This is a genomic window from Faecalibacillus intestinalis, assembly GCF_015097455.1.
GTDB lineage: Bacteria > Bacillota_I > Bacilli_A > Erysipelotrichales > Coprobacillaceae > Faecalibacillus > Faecalibacillus intestinalis.
Genome location: NZ_AP024085.1, coordinates 806,113 through 833,001 on the forward strand (window position 1 = coordinate 806,113; position 26,889 = coordinate 833,001).

A 26,889-nucleotide genomic window follows, 5' to 3' on the forward strand; every position below is an offset into this window, starting at 1 on the left:
TATATTCGATATATATTTCTTTTTTTATTGACAAAAGATATAAAATCTCCTATAGTTGATGTGTCAACTATAGGAGAAAATATGAATTTATCACGCTTAATTTCTATTCTTCATAATCAAAAAAATAGTTATATGAATGTCCAACTTAAAGAGTTTGGTTTATCCCATGGACAAGCGATTACTTTAAAAATTATTTATGAAGAAAATAATATCAAACAAGAAGATTTAAATAAAAGATTACAAATTGATAAAAGTGCAGTTACGAGAATTTTAAAAACATTAGAAGATAAGGGATTTATTATTAAAAAAACAGCAAAAGAGGATAAAAGAAATCATGTTTTGTCTTTAACTTCTAAGGGAAAAGAATTATATCCTAAAATTAAAGATGTCATTAAAGAGACAACAGAGATGATGATTAAAGATATTGATCAAAATGAGCTTATTCTTTTAGAAGAACTTTTATTAAAAATGAAAATGAATTTGGAGGATACGTATGAAAAATGATGATAAGATGGGGACTAAAAATATATTACCTTTATTAGTAGAATTTTCAATTCCAGCTATTATCGGAATGCTTGTTAATGCAATTTATAATATCGTTGATCGTATGTTTATTGGAAATGCTCCAAAATTGGGGTCAATTGGTTTAGCAGGAATTAGTATTTGTTATCCTGTAACTCTTGTTTTAATGGCCATTTCTTTAATGATTGGAATGGGTGGAGCCACTCGTTTTTCAATAGCGTTAGGACAAGGTAAAAAGGAAGAAGCTGGAAAGTATATGGGAAATGGTCTAACTTTAACAATTATTTTAGGCCTAGTCTTTATGATTTTAGGAAATGTTTTTTTAGCACCAATGTTACGTTTATTAGGTGCTTCAAAAACTGTTTTGCCTTATGCTGAAAATTATTTAAGTATTATTTTATATGGTGCTGTTTTTCAATGTATTGCAATGGCAGGAAATAATTTTTCTAGAGCTCAAGGAAATCCTAAAAATGCCATGATTTCACAATTGATCGGAGCAGGGTTTAATATTTTATTTGACTATATTTTAATTTGCATTTTCCATATGGGAATGAAAGGAGCTGCTTTTGCAACGATTGGTGGACAGTTTTTAAGTGCTTTATGGCAACTTGCATTTTTATTTGGAAAAAGAACGATTATTCCTTTAAATACAACTTTATTGAAATTACAGTTGAATATTTCAAAACAAATTATTCAAACAGGAATACCTGCATTTTTAATGCAAATATCGAATAGTGTTTTAAATATTATTTTGAATGCGTCTCTTGTTAAATATGGTGGAGATTTAGCGTTAAGTGCTATTGGTATTGTTACAAGCATTCAAACATTGATTTTAATGCCAATTACTGGTTTGATGCAAGGTCAACAACCATTGATTTCATATAATTATGGTGCTTTAAAAATGGATCGTGTTAAAGAAACATTAAAATACGCAATTATAGGTGCTACAATGATTGCTTTGATTGGTTTTATCGCAGTACAATTTTTTACAAAAAGTATTGTCTATATGTTTAATGATGAAGCAGATGTTGTAAAATTATGTAGCCATGCTTTACATATTTGGTTTATGTGTTTACCGGTTATTGGTGCACAAGTAATGTGTGCAAACTATTTTCAAGCGATTGGTAAGATAAAAATATCAAGTGTTTTAAATTTATTGAGACAAATTATTATTTTAATTCCTTGTATCATAATTTTTTCATCGATTATAGGTTTAGATGGTATTTTTATAGCTGTCCCTGTTGCGGATCTATCAGCGTTTATTATTACTGTTTTATTATTAAAAAATGCCTTAAAAAAAGAAGCCTGAGCTTCTTTTTAATTATATCTTTTTACAACGAATCGATTCAATAACAGGTTGATTTTCTTTTTTTACAGTTCCATTATTATCTTCTACTTTTACATCTTTACAAATTTGATCAACAATGTCCATGCCTTCATAAACATAACCAAAAACAGCATATTGACCATCCAAATAAGTAGAATCACTTTGAACAATAAAGAATTGTGAAGAAGCACTATCATTATCTTGACTTCTTGCCATAGAAAGAGCTCCACGTGTATGACTTAAAGGATTTTTTACCCCATTATCTGAAAATTCTCCCTTAATTGTTTCTTTACTTCCACCAGTGCCATCTCCTTTAGGATCTCCACCTTGAATCATGAAACCATCAATAATACGATGAAAAGTTAAATCATCATAAAACTTTTCTTTACTTAACTTTACAAAGTTTGTTACTGTAATTGGTGCTGTATCAGCATCAATTTCAGCATAAATTGTTCCATAATCTTTAACTTTAATTTCAACTTGATAATTTCCTGATAAAGTTTTTGTTTTTTTAGTTGCTTTTTCTGTTGTTGTTTTAGAAGAACATCCAGCAATGGAAACAACAGTCATTAAAACTAAAAGTACTTTTAGCATTTTTTTCATTCATTTCACCTCTTTCAATATTATAACAAATATGAATTATGAAAAAAAGATACTCAATAAGACTTGATTGTGCTAAAATACATGAAAGAGGTTTTAAAGATGAGAGAAAAAAGAATTGTATTAGTAAATGATGTAACAGGATTATCAAGATGTTCAGTAGCCTGTCAATTGCCAATTATTTCAGCTATGGGAATTGAAACAGCTTTTGTACCAACAGCAATTTTATCTATCAATACATACCATAAAGATTTCTTTTTTGATGATTATACATCAAAGATGAATGATTATATTGAAACATATAAAAAAATGAATATTGATTTTGATGGAATATGCAGTGGCTTTTTAGGATCTGCGAAACAAATAGAAATAGTAAAAGAATTTTTTAAAGATTTTAAAACAGAAAAAAACTTTATTTTAGTAGATCCAGTCATGGGTGATCATGGAAAACTTTATCCGACTTATACGCGAGAAATGCAAGAAAAAATGAGAAAACTCATGCCTTATGCGGCAATTGTTACACCTAATTTAACAGAATTGTGTGCTTTGATTGATGAAGCTTATCATGAAACAAGCAATGAGCAAGAACTTAAGCGCATGTGTGAAAAATTAAGTCAAATGGGTCCAAAAATGATTGTAGTAACGGGTATTTCTATTGGTCATCAAATTTTAAATTTTGTTTATAACCATGGAAAAGTTGAAAAAATCTATGCAAAACGTATTGGAGAAGATCGTAGTGGCACAGGAGATGTTATTTCTGCAGTAATTGCAGGAAGCTATTTGAAAGAGCAAAATTTTTTAGAAGCTGTTAAAAAATCAACAGATTTTGCTTCTAAATGCATTCAACATTCTGTAGATATTGATGCTCATCCACATATGGGATTATGTTTTGAACCATTATTAAAAGAATTGGGGGATTAAGATGATATTATATACATTATATAAAAATAGTTATATTGATATTGCACATTTAGAAAGTACTAAAGGGATTACATGTTATGTTAATTCGACAAATCGTTGTACATGTTCATGTACATTTTGTTTAAGACAAACAAAGGAAATGATTGAAAATAATTCTTTATGGTTAAAAGAAGAACCAACGGTTGATGAAATTATTCAAGAATTTGAAAAATATGATTTAAATGATTTTAAAGAAATTGTTTTTTGTGGTTTTGGTGAACCACTTATAAGACATGATGATTTAATGAAAGTTGCTAAGTATTTAAAAGAAAGAAGACCCGATCTACCTACAAGAGTGAATACCAATGGGTTATCTTCTTTATATAATAAAAGAGATATTACGCCTGAATTTAAAGGATTGTTAGATACTGTTTCTATTAGTTTAAATACAAATAATAAAGAAGATTATTTAAAACTTACAAGAAGCCAATATGGAATTGATTCATTTGATGAATTATTAGATTTTGCTAAAAAATGTAAAGCCTATGTGCCTCATGTTGTTTTAACGATTGTTGATACAACAATTCCTGAAAAAGATGTAGAAATTTGTAAACAGATTGCTCAAAATATTGGGGTAACTTTAAGAATAAGACCATTTGAAGATTAGTGAGGAAAGAAAAAATGATGCAATTATCTCGTGAAGAAAGATTACTTCATATAGGAAAAATGACCAATGTAAGAGATTTAGGTGGTTATGAAACACAAGAAGGATATTATACAAAATCACATAAATATGTTAGAAGTACATGTCCAAGTGGGATCAGTGATGATTTAAAAGAACAATTTTATCAATATGGTATTCGCACTGTCATTGATTTAAGAAGTGATTATGAATTAGTTCATCAACCGCATAGTTTAAAAGGGTATAAAGATATAGAGTATTATCATATTAATTTACTACAAAATGAAAATATGTCAGTATTACCAAATGATATTAAAGACTATCAAGATTTAAGTGGTTTTTATATTTTTATGATTGAAGCGAATAAAAAACAATTAAAAAAAGTATTTAATATCTTTTTAAACCATCCCTATGACTGCACATTATTTAATTGTTCTGCAGGTAAAGATCGTACAGGCGTTATTGCATGCATGTTATTAGATCTAGCGGGATGTCATGAATATGATATTGTTAAAGATTATTCAGAATCTTATGAAAATAATATGGCAATGATTAAACAATTGGAAGAAATGATACCAAGTGAAGATGAAAAATTCTTAGGTTCTGATCCAAGAGTGATGATGAAATTTATTGCGTATTTAAGAGAAAATTATGGTAGTACTAAAGGATATTTATTAAATATTGGTTTTAGTGATGAAGAAATTGAAGAAATTAAAGAAAATTTCATAATTTAAAAGAAAAAAGGCCTCCTATTGTCATATATAAACATAGGAGGTTTTTTTATGAAGGCATTAACGTTTAAAGAAAAACAAGATGTTTTAGAAGATCTATTTAAAAAGTATCACCGTGCTGTTTTACAACTTAAATGTTTAGAAGAAAGGAATTTTTATCCATCGATTCAATTTGATACCGTTAAAGAAAAGAAGATGTATTATCAAGATAAAGGAAGTCAATTGAATGATCAATTGGTGTTAAAAGAAGAATTAGAGAAAGTTATTGCAACATTTGAATTTATTTTAGATTGTTTATCGATGGAGAGTAAAATTATTATTGAAAAAGAATTTATAGAGAGAGTTGGTAAAGATTGGTGGATTGATTATTATTCTCGGAGTACATACTATCGTCTTAAAACAAGGGCCATGGAAGAAACTTTGTTCTATTTTAGTTGTTTATAAAAATCATAAAGTTTAAATATAAAGCAAAGAATAACCAAAGAATATAAGGAATATTTAGATAAAAACTTTTTGGATTAATTTTTTTAAAAATGATCAACATATAAATAACAGTAAGAATCAAAGCTATTAAAATCATTAATGAAAGAAAATAATTATGAAGATTAAAAAAGAAAAGTGGCCAACAAAAATTAATAAATAATTGAAAAGAGTAGACAATTAAGGCGTTTTCACGTTTAGGATCATGACTGATATAAATAAAATAACTAGAAATTCCCATCAAAATATAAAGAAGGGTCCAGACAATAGGAAATAACCATCCTGGAGGAGCCAATAAGGGGGTATTTAAATTGCTATATGTTTCCATTTGATTATTTGTGATAAAAGCGCTTATAGCACCTACTAATAAAGGAATAATCAAACTAATAATGAATGTTCTTTTTTTCATAATGTTCACCTAGTTTAGTATATCCCTATTTATTTAAAAATATACGTTCAAATCATGAATGAGATGTTATATAATAGAATATATTGGAGAAAGAGGTAATTATGAAATTAGTAAGTTGGAATGTAAATGGAATAAGAGCATGTTTACAAAAAGGTTTTTTAGATAGCTTTTATCAATTAGATGCAGATATTTTTTGTGTTCAAGAAACTAAAATGCAAAGTGGTCAAGCAGATTTAGAGATTGAAGGGTATCATTATTATTTAAACAGTGCTGTTAAAAAAGGGTATAGTGGAACACTTATTTATAGTAAAGAAAAACCATTGAATGTTTTTTATGGAATGAATAAAGAAGAACATGATCAAGAAGGTAGATTAATTACTTTGGAATTTGAAAATTATTATGTCATTACTTGTTACACTCCTAATAGTCAAAATGAACTCAAACGTCTATCTTATCGTATGAAATGGGAAGATGATTTTTTAAAGTATCTTGAAAGTTTAGATAAACCAATTATTTTATGTGGTGATTTAAATGTTGCTCATCAAGAAATAGATTTGAAAAATCCTAAATCAAATCGTAAAAATGCGGGTTTTTCTGATGAAGAAAGAGAAAAAATGACTCAGTTATTAAATCACGGTTTTATCGATACGTATCGTTATCTTTATCCTTTACAAGAAGGTGTTTATTCTTGGTGGTCTTATCGTTTTAAAGCAAGAGAAAAAAATGCGGGATGGCGTATTGATTATTTTATTGTTAGTGATAGCTTAAAGGATAAGATTATTGATGCAACAATTGAAACAGAGATTATGGGAAGTGATCATTGTCCTGTAACTCTTACAATAGATCTTTAGCGGAGGTGTATTATGAATATAATACAAATGATTAACGTTTCACCACTAGTCACAATTTCTATTATTGCCTTGACTATTGATCTAACGATTTTTGGTTATTATTATATTAAAGCAAAGCATTAAAAAACTGCTACGTTTATTTGTAGCAGTTCTTTTTATTTTTCTAAATGTTTACAACTGTAATAAGAAGGAATACCATCTTTATAAGTAACATGTACTTCACCTTGAATAAGTGGATATAAATATTCATATAGTTCTTGAGTAATATCATTTCCTTCTTCATTGATCCATTCTACAGGAATTTTTTGTTCATAGTTAGCAACTTCTCTTACATCAGTAGAAATATAATCGATTTCATAAGGATGATTAGAAAGACGCTTAAATCCCATTACATGACCAGAAACGTTTTCTAAAGCTTTATCGATAGCTTTAGAACCAATAACAAATGATTCATTTAAATCTGTTTTACTAGCAATGTGCATAGCACATCTTTGTAAAACGTTTAATTCAATACTTCTAACTTTACATCCAAATTCTTTAAATACAAGAGATTCAAGTAATTTTCCTGTTCCTGAATGTAAGACGTGTCCAAAAGCATCTTTTTTAGCGTATTTACTATCATCATCTAAGAAGTGACCGTTTTGATCTCTGATACCTTCAGATACAGCAATGACAACACATCTTTTTCTTTTCATGACTTCATGAATATCTGCTAAAAACTTATCTTTATCAAAAACAACTTCTGGTAAATAAATAAGATCAGGAGCTACATTATATTCATTTCTCGCAAGAGCAGCAGCGGCAGTTAACCACCCTGCATTTCTTCCCATGATTTCAATGATTGTAACGGATTGTAATTGATAAATTAAACTATCATGTACAACTTCTAAGATAGAAGCAGCAACATATTTAGCGGCAGAACCAAATCCTGGTGTATGATCTGTTCCCATTAAGTCATTATCAATGGTTTTAGGAATACCAATAAAATGAATATCACTATTAATATATTTAGCGTAATCATCTAATTTCATAACGGTATCCATTGAGTCATTACCACCAATATAGAAAAAATCAGTGATTTCTAATTCTTTTAAAATTCTAAACAATTTAACATAAGTATCTTCGTCATCTTGAAAAGTAGGTAATTTATAACGGCAAGAACCTAAATACATGGCAGGTGTTTGTTTTAAAGCATTGATTTTATCACCATCATCAAATTCTTCTAATAAATCCATATATCTACCTTCGAGTAGACCTTTGATACCATTGATCATCCCATAAACATTTTCAAATTCTTGAGATGCTTTAGCACGATGAATAATCCCAGCAAGACTAGCATTAATTGCGATTGTGGGTCCTCCAGATTGTCCAATAATACAGTTTCTTTTCATATTCTTCTTGTCTCCTTTAACGCCTTTATTCTATCAAATACCCGCATTAAAGAAAAGTAATCTTCTAGTCTTTTTGTCTTTTTTTGATGAAAATAAGGATAATGATTAAAACAAGTAAAATGATGAGAGTTATAAAATAAAGTAATAAATGATTATTTTCTTTTTTTGAAATGATATGAAAAGATAAAGCTTTTTCTTCAATAAAAAGTTCAAAGAGATTAATTGTTACTACATTTTGTTGATATTTGCCAACATTGCTGGAAATAATTGTACCTGGCATAGTAATTTTAAAAGAGCAGGTAGCATTACTAGAATTTAAAAGTTGTAAAGTATTTTTATAATGATTCAATTCTGAAGTATCGAGCATATTTTTAGGAATATCAATAGATAAAATATATTTATTGTTTTGTTTTGTAAGCGTAGAAATTTCTTTAATAAAAGAAGTAGGAGATTCTATCGAAAGTGAAGAATCGGTTTGTTTTTTTATTGTCCAATCTTTAAAAAAATCATAATCCAATAATTGTTTTTTTATTTGTGAAATAGACATGCTATATTTTTCTAAAATTTGAGGCTCTATTGTAAGTTCACCATAAAGAGTAGGTTTTTTTATTTTAGAATAATTTAAAGAAACTAAACAGTCTACACAGCCAGTAAGTAAAAAAGTAAAAGATAAAGTTATACAAATTTTTAGTATTTTTTTCATAGAATCCTCCAAATAAACAATAGGTTTTGTTATAATTATTAACAATTAAATACATTTTTAGTTCATATTTCTGTATTAAAATAAATTAGGTGATAGAAATGAAAATCGATATTGTTTATACAACAAAATCTAAATATATAAAGTGTGTCGCTGATGAAATGGCAAGGTGGGTCAAAACACATGCTCAAGATTTAAATCATTATCATAGCGATCATGATGTTGATTTACTTGTTATTGGGTTTGATGATACGTTATTTGAAGATAAACAGTTGCTGGAATTTATACAATCATTAAGTCGGCAAAATGTAAAAAATCTAGCATTGATCAATTGTTTTTTTATTAATAGCAAAAGATTGATGAAAGTAATTCATCTTTGTCAAAATCAACAATTACCTCTTATGAGAGAACAATATACTTTCAAAATGTCCTTTGATCAAAGAAAGGAAATCAATCCTCTTATTATTGATAATGCAAGGCTTTATATAGAAGATATGGTAAATGTTATACGAAATTACTATTAGGAGCGAGGCTCCTTTTTTATTTTCTTATTGTAATAAAAAAATATTAAATCAATAAAATTATATTGGCACTAATTTATCAATGTGATATATTTTTGTCAAGATTTCTAAAAGGGAATGGAAATCAATAAAAAAGGGGGAAAACTTATGAAAAAACTTGAAATCATTATCAGACCAGAAAAGTTAGAAGATTTAAAAGATATTTTAACAGTTTCTGGTGTAACAGGTATGATGATTTCCAATATTATGGGGTTTGGAAATCAAATGGGTTATACACATCAATATCGAGGTGTCACATATTCTGTTAATCTTGTTTCAAAATTAAGAGTTGAAACAGTTGTTAAAGATGAAATCGTTCAAGAAATTGTTGATAAAGTTACTGAAACTTTATCAAGTGGAAATGTAGGAGATGGAAAAATCTTTATTTATCCAGTTGAAGAAGCGATTCGTATTCGTACTGGAGAAAAAGGGGAAAACGCATTATAAAAATTGAGGGGGATTTATTATGAGTGAAACATTTAGCGTATGGTTTCTAATTGGCGCAGCGCTGGTATTTTGGATGCAAGCTGGATTCGCCATGGTAGAAGCAGGATTTACAAGATCAAAAAATACAGGGAACATTATTATGAAAAACTTAATGGATTTCTGTATTGGGACATGTACATTTATTTTAATTGGTTTTAGTTTATTATTAGGAGAAGATTTACTTGGTTTTATTGGTAAACCAGGATTTGATATATTTACAAGTTATGCAAACTTTGATTTTTCAAACTTTGTTTTTAACTTAGTGTTCTGTGCAACAACTGCTACTATTGTTTCAGGAGCAATGGCAGAAAGAACAAAATTCTTATCTTATTGTGTTTATTCAGGAGTTATTTCAGCACTTATTTATCCAATTGAAGCTCATTGGATTTGGGGTGGTGGATGGTTATCACAACTTGGATTCCATGATTTTGCTGGATCATGTGCAATTCATATGGTTGGTGGTATCTCTGCATTAATTGGTGCTAAAATCATAGGACCTCGTATTGGTAAATTTGATACAGATAAAAATGGAAAAGTTGTTAAAGTTAACGCGATTCCAGGACATAACATTACTGCTGGAGCTTTAGGTGTCTTTATTCTTTGGCTTGGATGGTATGGATTCAATGGGGCAGCGGCTACAACTGTTCCACAACTTGGTTCAATTTTCGTAACAACAACAGTGGCACCGGCCATTGCAACTGTTTCTTGTTTGATCTTTACTTGGATCAAATATGGTAAACCTGATGTTGGTATGTGTTTAAATGCTTCACTTGCAGGTTTAGTAGCAATCACTGCTGGATGCGACGTCACAGATGTTTTAGGATCGATTATTATTGGTGCTGTTGCTGGATTACTTGTTTGCCTTGGAGTTTGGTTCTTAGATTATAAATTACACATTGATGATCCTGTAGGTGCTGTTGCTGTACATTGTTGCAATGGTATTTGGGGAACAATTGCTGTTGGTTTATTTGCGACAACTTCTGCACCAGAAAGTACTTTAACAGGTTTATTCTACGGTGGTGGATTTGATTTATTAATTAAACAATTAACAGGTGTTTTATCAGTAGGTATTTGGACAGCGATTACTATTACAATTACTTTCTTTATCATCAAAAAAATCTTTGGATTACGTGTATCTGAAAGAGAAGAAATCATTGGTCTTGATTTAGAAGAACATGGATGTGAAGCTTATCCAGAATATATTAAAAAATAATTTTTGAAGGGTCATTAAATTGACTCTTTTTTATTGTAGAAATAAGCAAAGTAGATTATACTTTTCATGGGTGAGGGGAGTATATGAGTAAAAGATTAGAACAATATTTTTATTTAGTTTTAGGTTCAACATTGTTGACACTAGGTATTTGGCTGTTTGTGACACCAAATCAAATCAACTTTGGGGGAATGATTGGTTTAGCTCAATTAATTGATTATTTTATACATAATTTTTTAGTTTTACCAAAATCATTGAATACATTAGGAATGATCAACTTATTAATGAATATTCCATTATTTATTTTTGGATATAAAATAATGAATAAAGAATTTTGTTTTAAAACAATTATTTCTTTAATTATCCAAACTGTATTACTATCCATTCTTCCAGCAATCAAAGAACCGATTGTTGAAGATGCTTTATTAAATGTTGCCTTTGCGGCCATTATTTGTGGAATAGGAGTAGGGCTTGCACTTCGAAGTAGTGGATGCTGTGGGGGTATTGATATTGCGACAGTTTGTTTAGTTAAGAAAAATCCAGATTTTAAAGCAGGGCAGCTTTCTATAATATTTAATGTTGTTTTGTTTGGAATATGTTTATTTATTTATGATATTAAAATTATTATGTATTCAATTGTCTTTGTCGCAATTCTTTATACAACAGCAGATAAGTTCCATCTACAAAATATCAATGTAGCGGTCTTAATATTTACAAAGAATAAAGAAATTAAAGAAGCGATTATGAAACAAATGGGTAGAGGAGTTACCTATTGGATGGGCAAAGGCGCTTATACGGAAACAGATCAAGAAATTCTTTATGTGGCAATCAATAAATATGAAATTCAACAACTTAATAAAATTGTTTCTTCATTAGATCCCAAAGCCTTTGTTACATTAGCACAAGGGCCAATGGTTCATGGAGGGTTTGAAAAAAGATTATAAAAAAAGGCATCAAAATGATGCTTTTTTTGTATACGTAAAATCAAATAAAAAAATGGTGGTTCCGGGCGGAATCGAACCACCGACACGAGGATTTTCAGTCCTCTGCTCTACCGACTGAGCTACGGAACCATCATTTGGCGGTCTGGACGGGACTCGAACCCGCGACCTCCGCCGTGACAGGGCGGCATTCTAACCAACTGAACTACCAGACCATTTTGGTTGCGGGAGAAGGATTTGAACCAACGACCTTCGGGTTATGAGCCCGACGAGCTACCAGACTGCTCCATCCCGCGATATTAAGTTTTTTTAATAAATGGCGGAGATTGAGGGATTCGAACCCCCGCAGGACGTTAATCCTCTGCTGGTTTTCAAGACCAGTCCCTTCAGCCAGACTTGGGTAAATCTCCGCAATATTAATGGTAGCGGGAGGGGGATTCGAACCCTCGACACTCCGGGTATGAACCGAATGCTCTAGCCAACTGAGCTATCCCGCCATAATATTGAAATTTATTAAACTAATTGGTGGAGCCAAGCGGGATCGAACCGCTGACCCCCTGCGTGCAAGGCAGGTGCTCTCCCAGCTGAGCTATGGCCCCAATTTTTATAAATGGTCGGGAAGACAGGATTTGAACCTGCGACCCCCTGGTCCCAAACCAGGTGCACTACCAAGCTGTGCTACTTCCCGTTACTGCCCTTATAATTATACATATATTTTCACTTTAATCAAGCTTTATTTTAAAAAAATATTAAAATAAATTTTACTCTATTTTAATATACTTTAAAAAAAGTGTGATAAAATGAATGTAATTTAGAATTTTAAGGAGTTGAAAAAATTGAATAATTTATGGAAAATTTATGAAAAAGAGCCTTTAGAATTTATAAATAGTCTTATACATGTTCCATCAATGCAAAGACTTAAAGATACTGGGATGAATTGTGGAGTGGAATATACTGCTTTTGACTTCTTTTCAAACATCGTACCATATTCTCGTTATCAACATAGTATAGGGGTTGCATTAATTGTTTATCATTTTTCACATGATTTTAGACAGACAGTTGCAGGTTTGCTTCATGATATAGCAACTCCTATCTTTGCACATACGATAGATTTCTATCACCAAGATCATTTAAAACAAGAATCAACAGAATTAGATACGAAAAAGGTAATTGAACAAGATGCCTTATTAGTTTCTTTGTTGCATGAGTATCATTTAACGATAGAAGATGTTTGTAACTATCATTTATATCCGCTGGCTGATAATGAATCTCCTAAACTTTCTGCAGATCGTTTGGAATATACATTAGGAAATATGTATAGTTATGGATTTTGTGATTTAGAGATGATACAAATGATTTATAAGGATCTCAAAGTAAATGACAAGAAAGATGAACTTATTTTTAAACATGAAGACAAAGCTGTTCTTTTTACAAGAATGATGTTGAAGTGTTCACATGTTTATATTTGTGATGAAGATCGTTATGCGATGCAATATTTATCTTATGTTATTAAAAAAGCAGTTGATAGAGGTGTAGTTAAAGAAGATGATTTTTATCTTCAAGAAAAGAGTTTTATTGATTTATTAATAAAAGATAAAGAAATTAAACAGTTATGGGATGATTTTCGACAATTAAGTTGTGTTTATAAAGGAAAAAATAAAGAATTTTTTTGTAAACAAATTCCGGCTAAAAAAAGATATATCGATGTTTATGTAGAAAATAAAGGGAGAATTTCTAAGATAAATAAGGAAATGGCTCAAGAAATACAAATGTTTTTAGTAACAAATTTAAGTGAATATTTGTGGGGAAAGTGTGAATAAGTGCATAAAAGGTGAATAACTTGAGTTATTCACCTTATTCACATGTTTGTTCACGTTTTGATGAAGTAAATGAGGGATTATAAGCGTAGTAGTTCTTCTTATTTAATTGACTCTTGACATATTCAAGTCCTTCAGCAAAACGTTGATAATGCACGATTTCTCTTTCTCTTAAAAAACGAATGACTTTATTGACGTCTTCATTTTTACTTAAAGCAAGAATGTTATCATAAGTGGTTCTAGCTTTTTGTTCAGCAGCCATGTCTTCTGTTAAATCAGAAATAGGATCTCCCACAGATTGGAAAGTATCGGCACTAAAAGGAATACCCGCACTATTTGTTGGATAGACACCTAATGTATGATCAGTAAAATAGGCATCTAATCCACCTTCTTTAATTTCTTGAGGTGTTAGACCATTGGTAAGTTGATAGAAAAGGGTACTAATAATTTCAACATGAGCAAGTTCTTCTGTTCCAATGTCTGTCAATAAGGCTTGAATTCTTGGATAAGGCATCGTATAGCGTTGATTTAGATAACGAAGTGCTGCTCCTAATTCACCATTAGGTCCACCAAGCTGTGAAATAACAATTTTAGCTGTTTTAGCATCAGGTTTTCTTACATTAACGGGATATTGCAAGCGCTTTTCATACAACCACATGTTGATCCTCCTTTCATCCAAGGAAATGGTTCATTAATATAGTTTTCAATATTCTTTCCGTCTCTATTTGTAAGAGCACCGCCATTTTTTAAATAAGTTTCTTTCATCTTTAAAAGATGCTTCATCCCTTCCTTATAATATTTTTTAGCTTCTTGATCATCAGGGTGGGTATCTAAAAACAAAGTAACATCTTGGATACAAAAATCCAATTTACTTATTTGTAATAATGTATCATCCACGACACATCGCCCAAGGTTTATCAAGTTGTTTAAAAATAGTTCCTTTATCAAAAGCAATGTTCATTTTATAAATATCTTTAAATGATTGTATTTTGATAGAAGAAATAGTTAATTCTAAGTCATTTTTCATATTTAACCTCCTCAAAATTATCATATGTTTATTTTTTTTACAATTATAGTGAAAATACCTATTGCATATTTATTTTTATTATGGTATATTAATTAGGCAAACCAAATAGGGGTATAGTTCAATGGTAGAATACCGGTCTCCAAAACCGTTGATGTGGGTTCGACTCCTACTACCCCTGCCAGGTTATTTGATTCACATCTTAGATGTGTTTTTTATTTGTACAAAAGTGAATAAATATGTGAATAAGGTGAATAACTCAAGTTATTCACTTTTTTACGCACAATTTATGAAAAAATGTGCATAAGATGATATGATAAATAGGGTGATGTAGATGTTTAAACAAGTGATTTATTATTTTATGGCTGTAGTAGAAGAAGGGAGCTTTTCTAAAGCTGCTAAGAAATACTATCTTTCACAATCAGCAATTTCTCAACAAATTACAAAATTAGAAAAAGATTTAGGATTTTCTTTGTTTAATCGAAAAACTTATTGTCCAACTCTTACAAAAGAAGGAAAGCGTTATTATGATTTGGCTAAAAGATTAATAGATGATTATAATAATGAATATGAAGATATTAAGGAAAACTTACAAAAGGATGTATTAACGATAGGGATAACAGGACCCTTTGAAAAACAACATATTCCTTTTATTGTAAGAAGTTTTAAAGAAAATCATGATGTTTCTATTGATATTAAAGCGTTTAATTTATTAACATGTATGGAAAAATTAAATGAAAGGGAAATAGACTTAGGCTTTGGATTAACCAATAACTTTAAAAAATATCCTGATTTAATTTATCAAACAATACATCATAGCCATATTTGTGTTGTCACTTCATTAGAACATCCTTTAAGTCATAAAGAATATTTAACGATAGAAGATATTAAAAATGAACCACTCATTATTTTATCTAAAAAACAAGGAGAAGAATATTATCATGATTATATGGAATCTTTTCGTTTAGATGGGATGATTCCTTACATAAAAAAAGAAGTAGATGATTTAAATGAATATATGATGGCTATTTCTTTAGGGGAAGGTATTGGTCTTACAGCAACGGAAGTAATTAATGAAAATGATCAAGTTGTGGCTATTCCTTTAAAAGAAAGTCATCACCATGCAGATTATGCAGTAGGCTATCATCGAGATAATGAAAAAAAGGCGATACAACAATTTATGAAATATGTAGAAGATTATTTTAGACTATAAGAAAAACTTATAGTCTTTATTAATTTTTAAGGTCTATTTTATAAAAATATTCATGATATAATTTTCACATGTGGAGGTATGAACGATGAGTAAAATTGTTATTAATGGTGTTGATGGAAATTTTGGCTCATTAGTGGCTAAATACGCTTTAGAATTGATGAACAAAGAAGATTTAGTATTTACAGCACCTAAAGAAGAAAGTTTAAAAGAATATAAGGAACAAGGGATTCAAACAGCTATAGCTAATTTTAATGATCCTGAAGGACTTGTAAAAGTTTTTGAAAATGCGGATAAGGTTTTATTGATTTCAATGCCTTTTGTAGGTGAAAAGAGAAGACAAGCTCATAAAAATGCAGTAGATGCATGTGTGAAAGCAAATGTTAAACAAATTATTTATACATCTGTTTTATCAGCAGCACATCCATTTAACCCAAGCATTGAAAATGTAGATCATTCTTATACAGAAGCAATTATTCAAAATACATCGCTTGATTATATCTTTTTAAGAAATTCTCTTTTTGTTGAAGCATTTACAAGTGACTATTTAAGAGCCGTAGAAGCTAAAGAAACAACCATTTCTAAAAATATGGGTGATGGACGTGTGTGGTTTATTTCACGTAAGGATTGCGCTTATGCAGCAGCTTGTGCTTTAAATAATCATTTATTACATCGAGCTGTTTTAAATATTAATGGTTTAGAACCACTATCTTATGAAGATTTCTTAGCTATTGGAAACAAAGTAACAGGAAATCATATCACTTATACAAGACTTACAGATGATGAACTTTATGCTTATTTTGATTCAATTGGTGTTCCTAGAAATACGGATGGAGATTTTTCAAAAAGTCCAATTAAAGCAACATCAGAAGGAATGGTTACTTTTGGAACAACTGTCACACAAGGCTATTTAGATGTTCCTGTTAGTGATTTTAGTTCACTTACAGGAAGAAAACCATTATCTATTCAATATATCTTTGAACATGTAGATGATTATTTATTAGGTGATCGTCATCCAACAGAATAAAAAAATGAGGGAGACCTCATTTTTTATTATGCACAATTGTGAATAACTTGTGATTTATGTGCATTAATTGTTTATAAGAATAATAATGATCAAAGAAACAAATAAAATCGTTACAATAGCTGCTAATGCTAAAATAATTTTATTGGTCTTCTCTTTAAAAATCTTTTTTAAAAGATAATAAAGACCAACACCGACAAGTACTCCTGTTGTATTCGTAATTAAATCTGTAATATCACTTGCTCCAAGACAAAAGATATATTGAGATAATTCTAATGAAATGCTTAATAGAAAACCAAGAAATATTGTTCGATCACTATTAATATTTAATGTTTTTAAATAGAGCCCAAAAGGAATAAAAATAATCAGATTATCAAGAACTTCTCTTATTTGATAAGTTGTCTTATTTGGATAATAGAAGGGAATTAAATTAATGCTTCTAAAATGTGGTAATTGATCAATAGAAACAGATAATTTAAAAAGTATGATCCAAATGACTAAAAATATGTAAATAGTAAATAATATATGTGTAGTTTTTTTCATAAAGACTCCTTCTATAGAAATAGGTTGAGGTAATACCCAACCTATTTGTTTTTAATGATGTCATATTTAGAAAAAATATCCAGTACAGCTGCCATATTTTCATCCTTAATAATATAATTTCTGTTTGGATTGATGGTGTTTTTAGTTGTAAAACTAATCGTTAATTCATAATAGTTTTCATAACCATGATAATCAGCGGATTTAGTAATTAAATTTTTGTTCATAATTTCGTACATACTTTTCATGAAATTTTTTTTATTTTGAATTGTAATATTTTTTGTTGTTAAATTCTCTATTTCTTGATTATCGACAGTTGATGGCTTATCTTCGTCGAAAATATAACGATCAGTAGAAAAATAGATTTCTTGGATATCCTTGTTTTTTGGTAATTCATAAATTGTATTAAGACCTTTGGTATTAGAATAAATATTAGAAAAACCAATGCAACCAATAATCAATAGAATAAAGAAAGATGGAATTTTCCAACTGAAATAAACTTTTCTTTTTGAAAAATAATACATAATTAAATAAATGATGAAAATAACAGAAAACATGAGTGTTGTCATTTTTAAATCCCCTAGATCATACACAAATAACATCATTGATAATGTACTTAAAATAATAATCAATGGATACATAAAGATAGATTTTGTGTATGTTTCACTTTTTTCGAGTGTGCGTTTTAAAAATAAATGATAATTAATCAATGAAAAGATAATACTTAAAATAAACCAATAGATAATAGGTGTATTAGAAACAAATGGCGATAATAAATAGTTTCCTTGGAAAAACCCACTATAAACAATACTTATATAATTAAGTAATAATTTTAATGATTGTGAATAGTTTCCATATCCCATCATAAATGTTTGGGCTACCTTGGTTGCACAAATATTAAGAGCAAGAAAAACAACAAAGGGTATGATCATATAAGCAATCGAACAAATTAAACTATCAGTCATATTTTGAGATGAAAGTGTTACAAATGTAATGATTGTATTCATCGCAAACATATGGACGATGGTGATAATTATTGCTAGAATAAATTTATCCAATGGAAAAGAAATCATATAGTTACTAATAAGTTGGCTTATAATTTGGTAAATAACAACAGGTAGAATAGTTGCAAAGTAAGAAAATAAACTTGTTGTTAAATAAAGTGATTCTTTTTTTATTGGTAAGGAAAAGTAAAGTATATTACTTTTCTTTTTTTGTAAAAAAGAAAACAGATAAATAGGGACAATAAAAGATAACATAAATCCATAAGCTAAAGGAATTATTTGTGCAAAACGCGTTATATTTTCATCGTTTAAAGGTACATAATCAAATTTATTGATTAGTAGAAAAGGAATAATGATTCCAATTACATAAATAAGAATAAGATATTTCTTATTTTGTTTTATTAAATATTTAAAATAATCTTTATTAATCATAGACACCATACCCCTTTCTTTCCATTTCATAAATAAATATTTCTTCTAAATTTACAGGTAAAACTTCTAACATAATTGGATTGAACATTCTTAAATAATCTTTAATTTCATTGATGTCTCCTTTAACAACCATATTAATCACACGAGATTGTTTATGGAAAGATAGAACATCTAAATGACTAAATTCTTCTTTGTTTAATTCTTCTTTAAAAGCAATTTGTATTTTATGAATATGATCTTTAATATCATAGAGATCACCAGATGTTGTCATACATCCATTTTCTAAAATACCAAAACTATCACAAATATCTTCAAGCTCTCTTAAATTATGAGATGAAATAATGACTGTCATATTTTCATCAATGATTTGATTAATAGCTTTTTTAAAAGCTAAACGCATAACAGGGTCTAAACCATCAAAAGCTTCATCTAATAGTAAATATTTTGGTGCAATTGCAAGTGCTAAAGCAAACATTGCTTGTCTTTTCATTCCTTTTGAATAATCTTTTAAAGGTTTATTTTGTGGTAAACGGAATAAATCAACATAATGTTGATAGGTTTCTAAATTGAATTGTGGATAAAAAGTAAGATAGAAATCTTTCATTTCATCAATAGTAGCAAAGTGAAAATAGTAGGGATCATCACTAATGAATAAAATATCTTTTTTAACATCAGGATTTTCATAAACATCTTTTCCATCAAATAAAATACTTCCTTCATCACATTTAGAAATCCCATTTAATAAATAAAGTAAGGTTGATTTCCCAGCTCCATTAGGACCAATCAAACCAAAAATACTTCCTGAGGAAATTGTGACATTTAAATGATTTAAAACATTTTTATTTTCAAAAGATTTCATCACATCTTTAATTTCAATCATACAGTTTCCTCCTTATATACTTCTTCAATAATTTCTAATAATTTGTCTTTGGTAATTTGATGCTTTTTCATTTCATTGACACATCCTTTAAAATCATCTAATTTATCATCTTTAATCAATTGATCAGTTTGATTATCAGCAATAAAACATCCTTTTCCTTTAACGGAATAAATATAACCTTGGTTCTCTAATTCTTGATAGGCCTTAGAAACAGTATTAGGATTAACGCCAATATCTGTTGCAAGAGATCTTACCGAAGGTAATTTATCATTAGGAAGTAAAATGCCGATAGAGATAAATTCTAAAATTTGTTTTTTGAGTTGTTCAAAAATAGGAACTTTATTTTGAATATCTATTATAAACATAGAGTCCTCCTAACTGTATTAGTGTCACTAGTACACTAATACAGTATAATACATTTAATGATTTGTCAATAAGGTAAAGAAAAAAAGAGCTCATTGAGTGAACTCTTTTTCATGTTTTTTGAAAAAGTCATAAAAATAACGTACGTTTTCTAATTGATACCAAGGCGTGACTTGGCATTCTTTAGCATCAAGATTATATATTTTAGCATCTAAAGTTCCTAACATAAAAGGAGAATGAGTAGCAATAACAAATTGACATCCTAAATAATGTGCGAGTTTATTAATTTCATGGGCTAATGCAACCTGGTTGGCAGGGGATAAAGAAACTTCAGGTTCATCTAATAAATAAAGCGCTTCAGGTATGAGGTATTCTTGAAAAAACTGTAAAGAGGTTTCTCCATTGGAATACTTTTCTTGAGAAAAAATAATATTTTCTATTCTTTGTTCTTTTTTATGATCCAAAATACTTTGAGCTTTTTCTAAAGATAAACCATCTTGCATATAATCATAAGTTAATCCATGTTCTAAAATTGCTTTTTGTTGTATTTTTTTAATTTCATAGAGAATATCTTCACTTTTGATATAACGACTATTTTCAGGAAGATGATAAAAAGGAACACCGTATTCATTACTTCCCAAACTATAGGCACATTCATTTTCAAATCTTTGACAATAATTTTCTGAACCATAATTATTGCTTGCAGGGCTTTCTTTTCCTTTTATCTTTAGTTTTCCAGCAATAATATTTAAAAGAGTAGATTTTCCACAACCATTATTTCCATAGAAAATAGTAATAGGTGCAAAAGAAAAGGGTTCAATGTATTTATCTTTAAAGACACTATAAGGATAAATATTAGGGTTTTTAAGTTTTTTGTTACTTAATTTAAAGCTACTTAAATAAATCATAGAATGACCTCCTCGTATAATTTAATCTTAATTGATGAGAGTTAAAAAGACAATAAATTTATAGAGTATTATTTTTATTGAATATTGCAGGTTTACTTGGAAGAAAGTATATGATTCGATATAATATATTTTAATAAAAGGGGAAATAATATGAATGAAAATCGTGTTCAAAAATATAAATTAGCGAAAAAAATTTCAAATCAAATTGAGTATTTAGAAAATAAAAAGCATGTTCAATTTAATATAATGTCTAAAAAAATAGCGGGTGAGAAATTATTAGAATATAACTATATAAATTTAATAACTCCGTATAAACATAACTTTGCAAAAACAAATGAAAAAAAAGAAGTGATTAAAGTAAATGGAGAACATATTTACGAAAGAAATGTTGAATTTAGTGAATATTATGATTTGTTTATGAATGAAAGAAAATTATATCCGATGATTATTGAAAACATACTAGATTTTGAAATTCATTTCAAGTCAATAACAGCTTATCATATTTTAACTTTGAATCAATTAACAGATTCTAATCAATTGAGGATGTTTTTTGATGGCTTAAAAATAAGAGCTGCAATTTTAGAAAATAGATATAATGAACAAAGAATAAAACATATGAATGCACATTTAGAAAAACTAAAAGAACAAATTTTTAATTATGCAGATATTTATTGTTTCTTTGATAGAATGAGTTTAGGAAATATGTTAACTGTTTTCACGTGTCTTGATAAAAAACAACAAGATGTAATTTTTGAAGATTTAAAGCGATTTAATATGAATTTCAATGTACAAAAGATACCAGATTTTATTAATAAAATTTTTTGTTTGGTTTCTATTCGTAATTGTGTAATGCATAGTAATAGTTTAGAAATATTAATTAGATTTTATAATCCTAAGACCCATGAACTACGAAAAGTATCTGATAGGAAAAAATATTTAAATATGATTAAAGAATTATGTAAAGAAAAAACTCATGATTATTCATGAGTTTTCTTCCGCACCAAGTGCCATTTACATTATTATTATATGCAAATACAGAAAAAAGACAACACAAAATTAAAAATGAAACAACAAAAAGTAATAATACCTATAAAATAGTTCAAATTTTTAAAAAGTATTGTATTGAATCTTATAAGTTGTGTGGTAATCCACCAAAAAAAGCGGTGTTCCCAACCATTAAGAGGGAGTTAAAAAAGCGGTGTACGCCACCAAATCAAGTTATATAATTTGAAAAAGAGCGAGTTAAAAAGGAGAGAGTATTCCTATTTGGAATGCTCTCTTTGATTTATCTAATGAATAAATAAGCTGTATAAATGATATAGAGTAAAATACAAAGAAGACCTTCTTTTCTGTTCATTGATTTATTTGTTTTTGCAAATAGATAAAGTAGAATGCTACTTACTAGTAAGATAATACAATCAATAATAGATTCATTTATAACAGTAAGTGGTGAAAGTGTAGCAGAACATCCTAAAATAAATAAGATATTAAAGATATTAGAGCCAATAGCGTTACCTAAAGCTAAACCACTTTCTCCCTTTTTTGTAGCAACAATAGAAGTTACAAGTTCAGGAAGAGAAGTACCAATAGCAACAATCGTAAGTCCAATGAAATTTTCGCTTACACCTAAATTTCTAGCAATAATACAAGCTTGATCAACGATTTGTTGTCCACCCAAAATAACGAAAGCTAATCCTAAAACAATAAATAGAATACTCGTTAATAGAGAACGTGTTTTTGTGTTATCTTCATTTTGTTGGTGACAAATCGCTTCATAAATCATTCTTCCAAGATAGATAATCATTAATAAAATAAGAAATATTCCTTCTAATCTTGAAAGTTTTCCATCAAATAACATGATAAGTAAAATGAAAGTAACGATGATATTAAAAGGAAGATCCTTTTTTAAAATCGTTCTATCTGTTTTAAATGAAGCTAAAAAAGCACAGATACCAACAACAATTAAACCATTAAAAATATTAGAACCAATAATATTGCTTAAAGCTATTTCGTTATTTCCTGTAAATGCAGCACGTATACTTACCGATGCTTCTGGTGCGCTCGTTCCCATCGCTACAATCGTTAAACCAATGATTACACTGGGTACTTTTAGAAATCTTGCCAGATTACAGCTTCCCTCAACAAATAAATCAGCACCTTTAATTAGAAAAATAAAACCAATCATTAATAAAATATATTCCATGTTTTCCTCTTTCTTGCGAAAAAAGTCAACAAAAAAGACTTTTTTCGCATCAAAAAAATTGATTGATAAAAGTCTCGTTATTTACTCATAATAACCGGCTATAAGCGTGATGACGATTATTAGAACATCGAAGATGCTAACTACTCCCTTTTATATAAAAATAATAATTGATAATCATAAATAAATCAATTCTATTTTAATATATGTTAAAATATTTAATGTAGAATTAAATTTGAGGTATTTGTATGAAAAAATTATATTTAATAGGTGGAACAATGGGTGTTGGCAAAACAACCACATGCCAAGTTTTAAAAACAAAATTAGATAAAAGTGTATTTTTAGATGGTGATTGGTGTTGGGATATGCATCCTTTTGTTGTAAATAAAGAAACAAAGAAGCTTGTTTTAAACAATATCTGTACTTTATTGAACAATGATATAAAATGTAATACTTTTGAAAATATTATTTTTTGTTGGGTGATGCATGAACAAAGTATAATTGATGATATACTTTCACGCCTGGATTTAAATGACGTAAAAGTAATAGCGATTTCTTTAGTTTGTCAAAAAGAAGCTTTAGAAAAACGTATTCAAAAAGATATCGATCAAGGAACTAGAAAACCAGATGTCCTTGCTCGTAGTGTAGAAAGATTAGAAATGTATCAAAAATTAAATACATATAAAATTGATGTTTCTAATAAAACAATTGAAGAAATTGTTAAAGAAATAATAAAAGTAGGTGATGAAAATGATTAGACATATTTTATTTTGGAATTATACAAAAGAAGTTAAAGAAAACCATTTAGAAAAAGAAACACTTCAAAAATTAAAAGAATCGGTTCAAACTTTAGAAGGAATTGAAGGCTTATTATGTGTGGAAATGGAAGAAAACTTGACTTCAGGTTATGATCTTGTTTTTTATAGTGAGTTTGAAAATTTAGAGGCATTAAAGAATTTTCAAAATCATTCATTACATGAAGCACATAAAAAGCGTTGTAGGAATCTTGTTTGTGAGCGTTTATGTGGAGATATTGAAAGATGAAAACAGAACATATTGAAGTTGTAGATTATGATTCGAAGTGGGTAAATGATTTCAATCAAATTAAAGGGGAAATAGAAGAAGCTTTAAAAGATTTAGTGCTTGCTGTTGAACATGTAGGAAGCACTTCTGTTCCTTTACTAGCAGCTAAACCAATCATTGATTTAGATGTTGTTATTGATCAAAATGATTTAAAAGAAGTTATTTATCTTTTAGAAAATCATGGTTATATTTATGAAGGCGATTTAGGTCTTAAAGATCGCGAAGCTTTTAGATATGAAGGAAAAGAGCATTTAAGAACACATCATCTTTATGTATGTCCACAAGATTCTAAAGAATTGAAACGACATCTTGCTTTTAGAAATTATTTAAGAAAACATCCAAATACTGTAAAAGAATACGGTAAAATTAAAAAAGAAGCAGCAAAGTTGTATCCAAATGATATTGAAAAATATTGTATGTATAAATCACAAATTATTGAAAAAATTTATAAGGAAATAGGTTTATAAAAATGAAAAAAAGTTATAAAGGATTTATGGCATGGCTGGTTTTATTTTGCGTAGGTGTGTTGGCGATTATTTTTATGGATATCAAGAATATAGATTTAGTAGGTTTGGTTTTAGGTAATTATATGTTTATAACTCTTGCCATTCTTACGGGCATGATTTATAAAAATGAGGCAATCTATTGGTATACAGGGATTTCTTATCAAGAAGCATGTGCGGTTACAAGCAAACAAAGAAAAGAGTATGCGTATAAACATTTTATAAGATTTTTAATGGTTTGTTTAGGTTATTTTGTTTATTCGATTATTGCCTATTTTTTATCATTTTCATTTGGCATGAGTATCATTATTTGTTGTCTTTTAATGACAGTTTGCGCATTAAGTACGGTGTCAATTAAGTTATAGGAGTATTTTATGAGTTTTATTACAACGTATACAAAAAAATATTTTGATCCATTAAATGTAGATGAAAGTTTATTAGATATTAAAGATATTGCTCATGAGCTTTCTTTAATATGTCGAGGAAATGGACATGTTCAATATTTTTATTCCGTAGCTCAACATAGTCTTGCTTGTGCTAAGGAAGCAAAGACAAGAGGGTATAGTAAAGAAGTTATTTTAGGATGTTTGTTGCATGATGGAAGTGAAGTTTATTTAAGTGATGTTACAAGACCGATAAAAAAAGAACTTACTTATTATTTAGAAGTGGAAGATGTTTTACAAAATGTTATTTGGAAACATTTTATTCAAAGAGATTTAACAAAAGATGAAACTAAATTAGTTTTTGAAATTGATGATGAAATGTTATCTTTGGAATTAAAAGAATTATTAAATGATGAAATCAATCAAGATTATTTAAAGTTGCAAAGAAAAGTTGATTTAAGTTTTGTAGCTTTTGAAATAGTTGAAAATGAATTTATAGAATTTTACAAAGAGATGATGGAAATTTAAAATCGTCTTTTTCTTTACCCTTTTCTTATTTCTGTGCTAAAATTTGAGTATATATTTTTAAGGGGGACTCTTATATGGAACATGTTACATTTGATGAATTTTTTGATTTTGTAAAGAATGAAGATGCCAATTGGTATATTCCTGGCCTAAAAGAATATTTTGAAGGTTTGAATCAAAATGAAATCTATATACAAGACAATTTTTTGGGAAAGCTTGTTTATCAATTTAATAAATTTGAAAATAATTTAAAGGAAGCTGTTTTTGATAAGTTTATCTGTTATAGAAAAATGACAGATGAAAAAGAAATAAGCATGCTTAAAAACAGTGCCAATGAAATAGCTAATGTTGATTTAAAAAGTGCTTATTCTTACAATGAACTTTTTAATAATGTTTTTCATAACAAATTATTAGAGGATATCAATAAATATGATAATTGTGGGAATATTGGTCCTGATTTTGAAATAGAATTAGGGTTTAATGAAATATATGATGAAGAAACTTTTAACCAAGGTTCTTTAGATATTATAGGAAGTGTTTCATTTAACTCACATAAAAGTGGAAAAGTCTTTGATTTTCCATTTACAATGACCATTGGTTTAGATTCAGACTCTTATTTTGAAAAAGAGGGGGATCTCTATAAGATATATAAATTTAGGGAGTTCTATGCTTTTTCTAAAATCTATGGTACAGAAGATACAATACATTATAGATATAGAAAAAATGATTTTCCATTAGAAAAATATGGTACATATGGTGTACATGTTGATAGTGGTATTCCTTTTGCCAGTGATAAGTATTCAATTTATATGTTTAGAAATGACTATGCTCCATTTAAATATGCTTTCCAATATGACTGTCTCACTCATTTAGTTAAATCTGAACTTGGGAAAGGGCTTTTAGAAAATGTTGCTAAAGAAGATCTATTAAAAATTCTATACAATAGAATAGCCTATGTTGTTGATGAAAGCCTTATGCCAGAATATGATTAAGATACCGATTTTTGGTATCTTTTTTTTACCAGTATTTTTTCAATAATAGTTTTATTCTTTGCTTTTATGATAAGTTTTATCTACAAGTTGGCAAAAGAAATGAATGATAAAATGTTATCTTTGAGATTAAATCAATCATTTTTTAAGGTTACAAAGAAAAGGTGATTTAAGTTTAGAATGTCTGAAAAAAGGGAAGACTAGTGAACTATAA

General features: G+C 28.5%; 33 protein-coding genes, 8 tRNA genes and 1 pseudogene. 22 read left to right on the plus strand and 20 right to left on the minus strand.

Translation table 11 applies throughout. The features are described 5' to 3' along the window. Positions 1-81 precede the first annotated feature (81 nt). Together Fi14EGH31_RS04160 and Fi14EGH31_RS04165 are read left to right on the plus strand one after the other, a co-directional pair. Positions 82-504, plus strand: a complete 423-nt coding sequence (locus tag Fi14EGH31_RS04160) for a MarR family winged helix-turn-helix transcriptional regulator (protein WP_022000861.1) — start codon at positions 82-84, stop codon at positions 502-504. Continuing rightward, positions 494-1,831, plus strand: a complete 1,338-nt coding sequence (locus Fi14EGH31_RS04165; RefSeq protein ID WP_022000860.1) for an MATE family efflux transporter — start codon at positions 494-496, stop codon at positions 1,829-1,831. The genes Fi14EGH31_RS04160 and Fi14EGH31_RS04165 overlap by 11 nt, the downstream gene beginning before the upstream one ends. A gap of 12 nt (positions 1,832-1,843) precedes the next feature. Here the strand turns inward: Fi14EGH31_RS04165 and Fi14EGH31_RS04170 are convergent, their stop codons facing one another. Then, positions 1,844-2,452, minus strand: a complete 609-nt coding sequence (locus Fi14EGH31_RS04170) for a peptidylprolyl isomerase (RefSeq protein WP_107029887.1) — start codon at positions 2,450-2,452, stop codon at positions 1,844-1,846. 99 nt (positions 2,453-2,551) lie between these two features. Here Fi14EGH31_RS04170 and Fi14EGH31_RS04175 point away from each other — a divergent pair, with 99 nt between their 5' ends. The 4 genes from Fi14EGH31_RS04175 to Fi14EGH31_RS04190 are packed head-to-tail and all read left to right on the plus strand — an operon-like array spanning position 2,552 to position 5,206. Beyond that, a complete protein-coding gene (locus tag Fi14EGH31_RS04175; protein ID WP_117832583.1) occupies positions 2,552-3,370 on the plus strand; it encodes a pyridoxamine kinase in 819 nt (272 codons plus the stop codon). Position 3,371: 1 nt separating this feature from the next. Beyond that, on the plus strand, positions 3,372-4,016 hold the full coding sequence (locus Fi14EGH31_RS04180) for a TatD family nuclease-associated radical SAM protein (protein ID WP_117832581.1): 645 nt from the start codon (positions 3,372-3,374) through the stop codon (positions 4,014-4,016). 14 nt (positions 4,017-4,030) lie between these two features. Then, complete coding sequence (locus tag Fi14EGH31_RS04185; protein WP_022000856.1) at positions 4,031-4,765, plus strand: tyrosine-protein phosphatase; 735 nt, start codon at positions 4,031-4,033, stop codon at positions 4,763-4,765. 48 nt (positions 4,766-4,813) lie between these two features. Beyond that, the gene (locus tag Fi14EGH31_RS04190) at positions 4,814-5,206 is read left to right on the plus strand and encodes an MG284/MPN403 family protein (RefSeq protein WP_022000855.1); all 393 of its coding nucleotides are present in this window, start codon (positions 4,814-4,816) and stop codon (positions 5,204-5,206) included. Here the strand turns inward: Fi14EGH31_RS04190 and Fi14EGH31_RS04195 are convergent. Further along, a complete protein-coding gene (locus Fi14EGH31_RS04195; protein ID WP_022000854.1) occupies positions 5,193-5,651 on the minus strand; it encodes a TspO/MBR family protein in 459 nt (152 codons plus the stop codon). The two genes, Fi14EGH31_RS04190 and Fi14EGH31_RS04195, sit on opposite strands and share 14 nt — an antisense overlap. Positions 5,652-5,752: 101 nt before the next feature. On the opposite strand from Fi14EGH31_RS04195, the gene Fi14EGH31_RS04200 reads away from it, so the two are divergent. Beyond that, positions 5,753-6,502: an exodeoxyribonuclease III gene (locus Fi14EGH31_RS04200; protein WP_022000853.1), complete on the plus strand. Its 750-nt coding sequence runs from the start codon at positions 5,753-5,755 to the stop codon at positions 6,500-6,502. A gap of 155 nt (positions 6,503-6,657) precedes the next feature. Here the strand turns inward: Fi14EGH31_RS04200 and Fi14EGH31_RS04205 are convergent, their stop codons facing one another. Further along, positions 6,658-7,893, minus strand: coding sequence for a 6-phosphofructokinase (locus tag Fi14EGH31_RS04205; protein ID WP_022000852.1), 1,236 nt, complete (start codon positions 7,891-7,893; stop codon positions 6,658-6,660). Positions 7,894-7,957: 64 nt separating this feature from the next. After that, positions 7,958-8,596, minus strand: a complete 639-nt coding sequence (locus tag Fi14EGH31_RS04210; RefSeq protein ID WP_022000851.1) for a hypothetical protein — start codon at positions 8,594-8,596, stop codon at positions 7,958-7,960. 98 nt (positions 8,597-8,694) lie between these two features. Here Fi14EGH31_RS04210 and Fi14EGH31_RS04215 point away from each other — a divergent pair, with 98 nt between their 5' ends. The 4 genes and pseudogenes from Fi14EGH31_RS04215 (at position 8,695) to Fi14EGH31_RS04230 (ending at position 11,793) form a co-directional block, all read left to right on the plus strand. Beyond that, positions 8,695-9,117 (plus strand): hypothetical protein, encoded by a 423-nt coding sequence (locus tag Fi14EGH31_RS04215; protein ID WP_022000850.1) that lies wholly within the window; start codon positions 8,695-8,697, stop codon positions 9,115-9,117. A gap of 144 nt (positions 9,118-9,261) precedes the next feature. After that, positions 9,262-9,600: a P-II family nitrogen regulator gene (locus Fi14EGH31_RS04220; protein ID WP_022000849.1), complete on the plus strand. Its 339-nt coding sequence runs from the start codon at positions 9,262-9,264 to the stop codon at positions 9,598-9,600. A 19-nt stretch (positions 9,601-9,619) separates the two neighbouring features. Then, positions 9,620-10,828: pseudogene (locus tag Fi14EGH31_RS04225) on the plus strand (ammonium transporter); the annotation flags it as partial. A 107-nt stretch (positions 10,829-10,935) separates the two neighbouring features. Beyond that, positions 10,936-11,793, plus strand: a complete 858-nt coding sequence (locus tag Fi14EGH31_RS04230; protein ID WP_107029891.1) for a YitT family protein — start codon at positions 10,936-10,938, stop codon at positions 11,791-11,793. Positions 11,794-11,846: 53 nt separating this feature from the next. Here Fi14EGH31_RS04230 and Fi14EGH31_RS04235 read toward each other — a convergent pair. The 7 genes from Fi14EGH31_RS04235 to Fi14EGH31_RS04265 all read right to left on the minus strand — a co-directional run bounded on the left by Fi14EGH31_RS04235 (position 11,847) and on the right by Fi14EGH31_RS04265 (position 12,478). Next, a tRNA-Phe gene (locus Fi14EGH31_RS04235) sits at positions 11,847-11,922 on the minus strand. Between the two features lie 6 nt (positions 11,923-11,928). After that, positions 11,929-12,005 (minus strand) — tRNA-Asp (locus Fi14EGH31_RS04240). Between the two features lie 4 nt (positions 12,006-12,009). Then, positions 12,010-12,086 (minus strand) — tRNA-Met (locus Fi14EGH31_RS04245). Between the two features lie 21 nt (positions 12,087-12,107). After that, positions 12,108-12,200 (minus strand) — tRNA-Ser (locus Fi14EGH31_RS04250). Positions 12,201-12,210: 10 nt separating this feature from the next. Then, positions 12,211-12,287: transfer RNA gene (locus Fi14EGH31_RS04255), tRNA-Met, on the minus strand. A gap of 26 nt (positions 12,288-12,313) precedes the next feature. Beyond that, positions 12,314-12,389 (minus strand) — tRNA-Ala (locus Fi14EGH31_RS04260). A 12-nt stretch (positions 12,390-12,401) separates the two neighbouring features. After that, positions 12,402-12,478, minus strand: a tRNA-Pro gene (locus Fi14EGH31_RS04265). Between the two features lie 148 nt (positions 12,479-12,626). Between Fi14EGH31_RS04265 and Fi14EGH31_RS04270 the strand changes: the two genes are divergently transcribed. Continuing rightward, complete coding sequence (locus Fi14EGH31_RS04270; RefSeq protein ID WP_118473421.1) at positions 12,627-13,610, plus strand: HD domain-containing protein; 984 nt, start codon at positions 12,627-12,629, stop codon at positions 13,608-13,610. A gap of 34 nt (positions 13,611-13,644) precedes the next feature. On the opposite strand, the gene Fi14EGH31_RS04275 is transcribed toward Fi14EGH31_RS04270, so the two are convergent. The 3 genes from Fi14EGH31_RS04275 to Fi14EGH31_RS04285 are packed head-to-tail and all read right to left on the minus strand — an operon-like array spanning position 13,645 to position 14,634. Further along, on the minus strand, positions 13,645-14,265 hold the full coding sequence (locus Fi14EGH31_RS04275; RefSeq protein WP_032091630.1) for a manganese catalase family protein: 621 nt from the start codon (positions 14,263-14,265) through the stop codon (positions 13,645-13,647). Continuing rightward, positions 14,223-14,504, minus strand: a complete 282-nt coding sequence (locus Fi14EGH31_RS04280) for a spore coat protein CotJB (protein ID WP_117813763.1) — start codon at positions 14,502-14,504, stop codon at positions 14,223-14,225. Before Fi14EGH31_RS04280 ends, Fi14EGH31_RS04275 begins: the two co-directional genes overlap by 43 nt. Continuing rightward, complete coding sequence (locus Fi14EGH31_RS04285) at positions 14,497-14,634, minus strand: spore coat associated protein CotJA (protein ID WP_200765167.1); 138 nt, start codon at positions 14,632-14,634, stop codon at positions 14,497-14,499. Before Fi14EGH31_RS04285 ends, Fi14EGH31_RS04280 begins: the two co-directional genes overlap by 8 nt. A gap of 107 nt (positions 14,635-14,741) precedes the next feature. On the opposite strand from Fi14EGH31_RS04285, the gene Fi14EGH31_RS04290 reads away from it, so the two are divergent. From Fi14EGH31_RS04290 to Fi14EGH31_RS04300, 3 genes are all read left to right on the plus strand, one after another. After that, positions 14,742-14,815, plus strand: a tRNA-Trp gene (locus tag Fi14EGH31_RS04290). A 150-nt stretch (positions 14,816-14,965) separates the two neighbouring features. Next, positions 14,966-15,844, plus strand: coding sequence for a LysR family transcriptional regulator (locus Fi14EGH31_RS04295; protein ID WP_022001065.1), 879 nt, complete (start codon positions 14,966-14,968; stop codon positions 15,842-15,844). 85 nt (positions 15,845-15,929) lie between these two features. Continuing rightward, complete coding sequence (locus Fi14EGH31_RS04300) at positions 15,930-16,868, plus strand: NAD(P)H-binding protein (protein ID WP_200765168.1); 939 nt, start codon at positions 15,930-15,932, stop codon at positions 16,866-16,868. Between the two features lie 63 nt (positions 16,869-16,931). On the opposite strand, the gene Fi14EGH31_RS04305 is transcribed toward Fi14EGH31_RS04300, so the two are convergent. The 5 genes from Fi14EGH31_RS04305 to Fi14EGH31_RS04325 form a co-directional block, all read right to left on the minus strand. Beyond that, entirely contained in the window at positions 16,932-17,408 is a 477-nt protein-coding gene (locus Fi14EGH31_RS04305; protein ID WP_117481384.1) for a VanZ family protein, read from the minus strand. 41 nt (positions 17,409-17,449) lie between these two features. After that, positions 17,450-18,841, minus strand: a complete 1,392-nt coding sequence (locus Fi14EGH31_RS04310; protein ID WP_200765169.1) for a hypothetical protein — start codon at positions 18,839-18,841, stop codon at positions 17,450-17,452. Then, positions 18,834-19,721 (minus strand): ABC transporter ATP-binding protein, encoded by an 888-nt coding sequence (locus tag Fi14EGH31_RS04315; RefSeq protein ID WP_107029899.1) that lies wholly within the window; start codon positions 19,719-19,721, stop codon positions 18,834-18,836. The genes Fi14EGH31_RS04310 and Fi14EGH31_RS04315 overlap by 8 nt, the downstream gene beginning before the upstream one ends. After that, the gene (locus Fi14EGH31_RS04320; protein WP_107029900.1) at positions 19,718-20,086 is read right to left on the minus strand and encodes a GntR family transcriptional regulator; all 369 of its coding nucleotides are present in this window, start codon (positions 20,084-20,086) and stop codon (positions 19,718-19,720) included. The genes Fi14EGH31_RS04315 and Fi14EGH31_RS04320 overlap by 4 nt, the downstream gene beginning before the upstream one ends. 90 nt (positions 20,087-20,176) lie before the next feature. After that, entirely contained in the window at positions 20,177-20,992 is an 816-nt protein-coding gene (locus Fi14EGH31_RS04325) for an AAA family ATPase (RefSeq protein ID WP_107029901.1), read from the minus strand. A gap of 150 nt (positions 20,993-21,142) precedes the next feature. Here Fi14EGH31_RS04325 and Fi14EGH31_RS04330 point away from each other — a divergent pair, with 150 nt between their 5' ends. After that, complete coding sequence (locus tag Fi14EGH31_RS04330) at positions 21,143-21,979, plus strand: Abi family protein (protein ID WP_117788069.1); 837 nt, start codon at positions 21,143-21,145, stop codon at positions 21,977-21,979. Between the two features lie 298 nt (positions 21,980-22,277). Here the strand turns inward: Fi14EGH31_RS04330 and Fi14EGH31_RS04335 are convergent, their stop codons facing one another. Beyond that, complete coding sequence (locus tag Fi14EGH31_RS04335; RefSeq protein WP_200765170.1) at positions 22,278-23,195, minus strand: calcium/sodium antiporter; 918 nt, start codon at positions 23,193-23,195, stop codon at positions 22,278-22,280. A 245-nt stretch (positions 23,196-23,440) separates the two neighbouring features. Here Fi14EGH31_RS04335 and Fi14EGH31_RS04340 point away from each other — a divergent pair, with 245 nt between their 5' ends. The 6 genes from Fi14EGH31_RS04340 to Fi14EGH31_RS04365 all read left to right on the plus strand — a co-directional run bounded on the left by Fi14EGH31_RS04340 (position 23,441) and on the right by Fi14EGH31_RS04365 (position 26,678). Beyond that, positions 23,441-23,950: an AAA family ATPase gene (locus Fi14EGH31_RS04340; protein WP_117575288.1), complete on the plus strand. Its 510-nt coding sequence runs from the start codon at positions 23,441-23,443 to the stop codon at positions 23,948-23,950. Further along, on the plus strand, positions 23,943-24,236 hold the full coding sequence (locus Fi14EGH31_RS04345; RefSeq protein ID WP_022001073.1) for a Dabb family protein: 294 nt from the start codon (positions 23,943-23,945) through the stop codon (positions 24,234-24,236). The genes Fi14EGH31_RS04340 and Fi14EGH31_RS04345 overlap by 8 nt, the downstream gene beginning before the upstream one ends. Next, positions 24,233-24,742, plus strand: a complete 510-nt coding sequence (locus Fi14EGH31_RS04350) for a GrpB family protein (RefSeq protein WP_117871972.1) — start codon at positions 24,233-24,235, stop codon at positions 24,740-24,742. The genes Fi14EGH31_RS04345 and Fi14EGH31_RS04350 overlap by 4 nt, the downstream gene beginning before the upstream one ends. Before the next feature lie 2 nt (positions 24,743-24,744). After that, a complete protein-coding gene (locus Fi14EGH31_RS04355) occupies positions 24,745-25,143 on the plus strand; it encodes a hypothetical protein (RefSeq protein WP_032091618.1) in 399 nt (132 codons plus the stop codon). 9 nt (positions 25,144-25,152) lie between these two features. Next, positions 25,153-25,689, plus strand: a complete 537-nt coding sequence (locus Fi14EGH31_RS04360; RefSeq protein ID WP_200765171.1) for a phosphohydrolase — start codon at positions 25,153-25,155, stop codon at positions 25,687-25,689. 74 nt (positions 25,690-25,763) lie between these two features. After that, entirely contained in the window at positions 25,764-26,678 is a 915-nt protein-coding gene (locus Fi14EGH31_RS04365; RefSeq protein WP_200765172.1) for a hypothetical protein, read from the plus strand. The last annotated feature ends 211 nt before the right edge of the window (positions 26,679-26,889 follow it).